The sequence below is a fragment of the Frankia sp. CeRuru1 genome (assembly GCF_977966315.1).
Genome location: NZ_CDWWEW010000486.1, coordinates 1 through 3,219, shown reverse-complemented (window position 1 = coordinate 3,219; position 3,219 = coordinate 1). Strand labels below are relative to the sequence as shown.

At 69.5% G+C, this 3,219-nt stretch carries 4 protein-coding genes; 2 read left to right on the top strand and 2 right to left on the bottom strand.

Annotated features, from left to right (window positions below; translation table 11 throughout):
- Positions 1 to 738: 738 nt before the first annotated feature.
- Complete coding sequence (locus tag AC08OP_RS23175) at positions 739 to 1,161, top strand: TOBE domain-containing protein (protein ID WP_476616112.1); 423 nt, start codon at positions 739 to 741, stop codon at positions 1,159 to 1,161.
- A gap of 91 nt (positions 1,162 to 1,252) precedes the next feature.
- Entirely contained in the window at positions 1,253 to 2,398 is a 1,146-nt protein-coding gene (locus AC08OP_RS23170; RefSeq protein ID WP_476616111.1) for a site-2 protease family protein, read from the top strand.
- Positions 2,399 to 2,447: 49 nt separating this feature from the next.
- Here the strand turns inward: AC08OP_RS23170 and AC08OP_RS23165 are convergent, their stop codons facing one another.
- Positions 2,448 to 2,960, bottom strand: a complete 513-nt coding sequence (locus AC08OP_RS23165) for a hydrogenase maturation protease (protein WP_476616110.1) — start codon at positions 2,958 to 2,960, stop codon at positions 2,448 to 2,450.
- Positions 2,918 to 3,219: nickel-dependent hydrogenase large subunit (locus tag AC08OP_RS23160; protein ID WP_476616109.1), on the bottom strand; the 302-nt coding region annotated here is incomplete at its 5' end. The genes AC08OP_RS23165 and AC08OP_RS23160, both read right to left, overlap by 43 nt.

Genomic DNA, 3,219 nt, shown 5'->3' with positions numbered 1-3,219 from the left:
AGCTCGGGGTTAGCTCGGGGGGGTTAGTCTGGGGGTAGTCCGGCTTGGGCGCCGGTTCCACCGTCAGCAGCCGCTGCCGCCGGCCATCGGCCGTCGGCGGCCGTGATTCTCCGCGGCTCGGCTACCCGGTCGGCTGCCTGGGGCAGCCGACCTGACGGCCCGCCGAGAGTTGCCGTTGTTTAATGTTGTGCGCTTTCGTTGCTTCAACGCGATTGCCCGATGTCATACGACGATGATCTGTTGTTGCGGGGGTGGACGCCAGTCGGATGATCGGCGGGGGTGCCGCCGAGGGATGCTGGGATTTCTTTGGGTCGCAGACGTGGGTGGACCGGGCGCGGGCAACCTGGCGCCCACGCCGGCGGTGAGATAGGTGTGTTGTCTGGCATGACAGTGGGTAGTGGTGGGGTTTCTGGCGACATTACCTGCCCACCTGTTGTGCCAAGGCAGTGTTCCTGTCGGTGCGGGTCGCCTACGTGCGGGAGGCCGGACTCTCGGGGTCGATGGTCGACATCGACCTGTTCGGGGTAGGCGAACCGGTGGCACCGGAGCGCCCGCGCCCCCGAGGCGGGCGGTGCGACCCGCACGGACCGATCAGGCGCGACCGCCTGTCGGGCATCACTTGTCCGCAGGACCCTTCTGCACGGCTCTTCTGCGGGTCGAGGCATGTACGCGGCACAGACGGACGGGTAGGAGTTGACTGACGGCACCTGGCTGCACCCGAGAGGACGAGGTGGACCGATGAGCCTGAGCATTCGCAACCGACTGACCGGAACCGTCACCGACATCACCGAAGGTGCGGTGATGAGCACCGTGACTGTCGATCTCTCCGGCGGGCAGACCGTCACCGCCGCGGTGACCCTTGACGCGGTCAAGGACCTCGACCTCTCGGTGGAGGCCACCGTCGAGATTCTGATCAAGTCCACCGAGGTGGCGCTGGCCACGGGCAGCGTGGACGGTCTGAGTATCCGTAACCGGCTGCGCGGCACGGTGTCCAGCCTGGAGACCGGCGGTGCCATGGCCGTCGCGCACATCGCCCTCGATGGTGGCGGCGAGCTCACCGCGGCGATCACCCTAGCCGCCGCGACCGACCTCGGTCTGGCCGCGGGTTCCTCGGTGACCGCCCTGGTCAAGTCGACGGAGGTGGCCCTCGCGGCAGCCTGACGGGACAGCCTGACGGGACCGGCCCCGCGCCCAACCGCGGAGTCGAGCCGGGTCTTGGTCCCGGGGCACGTTCGAACAGGGGAGAGACGCTGTGCGGGCGACCTTCATGGTGGGACGGATCGCTGGAGTCCGGATCGGGGTCCACTGGAGCGTGCTGCTCATCTTCGGCATCATCGCGTTCAGCCTCGCGCAGGGCCGCCTCCCACAGGTGTACCCGGGCCATGCCCTGGTGGTGTACTGGTTGGCGGCCCTTGCCGCCGCGGTGGTTTTCTTCGCCTCGCTGCTCGCCCACGAGGTGGCGCACGCCCTGGTGGCCCGGCGCAACGGGGTGGCCGTGGACGACATCGTGTTGTGGCTGCTGGGCGGGGTGGCCCGGCTGAAGTCGGAGGCGTCGAGCCCGGCAGCGGAGCTGCGGATCGCGGGTGTCGGCCCACTCGTCAGCCTTCTGCTGGGCGGGCTCTTCGTGCTGGGCGCCTGGCTGCTCGCCCTGGCGTCCGCGCCCGAACTCCTGGTCGAGGTGGTGGCCTGGCTGGCGGGCATCAACCTGCTGCTCGCCGTCTTCAACGCCTTTCCCGCCGCTCCGCTCGACGGTGGGCGGCTGCTGCGCGCCTTCCTGTGGTGGCGTACGGGAGATCGGCTGCGGGCGACCGCCGGGGCTACCGCAGCCGGACGCGTCCTCGGCTGGCTGCTCGTCGTTCTGGGACTCCTCGTGTTCATGAGAGGCGGCGGATTCGGCTGGCTCTGGCTGGCCCTGATCGGCTCGTTCCTCATCGCGGCCGCCACCGCCGAGGGACGGCAGGCGCAGTTGCGCTGTGTGCTCGCCGGCGTCCCGGTACATGACGCCATGACGACGAAGCCGCTCACGGTACCCGCGGCCCTGACCGTCGCGAACCTGCTGGCCGGCCCGCTGTACCGGTACCGGCACTCGGCGTTCCCGGTGACCGGCGAGGACGGAGCCCCGGTCGGGCTGGTGACCCTGGACGGCGCCAAGCAGGTGCCGCCGGAGAAGAGCGGCACGGTAACGGTAAGCGAGGTGATGGTGCCACTGTCGCGGACCACCATCGCGGGTCCCGACGACCCGCTGGCGGATCTGCTGCCGCGCATGGAGCCTGGCGCCGAGCACCGCGTCCTGGTGATGGACCAGGGCAGACTCGTCGGGATCCTGTCGCTGTCGGACATCAGCCGCATGGTGACGTGGCTGATGAACGCCGCCCCCGGGCCGCGCGAAGTCCCGTGACCGAATCCCACCGCCAACGCGGGCCTTCGGCTACCGCGGTTGGCGGCGGTCAGCGGAGATCGTCGGGTTCCCTGGCGGCATAGATCGCTGTTTCGGCGCGGATGGCGGCGGCCACGTTGCGGGCCGCCGCCGCGACCTCGGGGCCGAGTCCGAGGCCTGCTGAGAAGGTATGGCCGGAGATTGCGTAGATGACGAGATGCCGGGGAAGCCGGCCGAGTGTTCGGCTGATCTCGATGGTGTCCGCGAGGCCGAGCGCGTGGGTCGATGGCCCGACGAGATCCGCCGGCAGTGTGCGGTCGTTGGCCGGTAGGCGGTGCACGGTTCCGGGCAGGGCCGCGGAATGGGCGGCGTCGATGATCCAGACGGCGTCGGCCCCTTCCCAGGCGGCAAACAATCCTGTCGGCTCGCCGGCGCATTCGACCACGTCGATGCCAGGTGGGAGCGTGCAGCGTAGCTGATGCGCGACTGCCAGGCCGACGGCGTCGTCGTGTCGGTAGGGATTGCCGATCCCGATGACGGTCAGCCGTGCTCGATGTGGAGGGTCAGGAAGTGGGTTGCACATGAGATGCAGGGGTCGTAGTTGCGGATGGCCCGTTCGCAGCGCAGGGCGAGTTCGGGCTCTGGCAGGTCCATGAAGCGTTCCACCACGCCGCGCAGGTCTTCTTCGATCGGACGTTGGTTCTGGGCGGTTGGTGGCACGATCTTTGCGTCGAGGATGGTGCCGTTGTGGTCGATCGTGTAGCGGTGGTAGCGCAGGCCGCGGGGTGCCTCCGTGACCCCGTAGCCGGTTCCCGCCCGGGGCGGGGCCTCCAGCGCGGGGG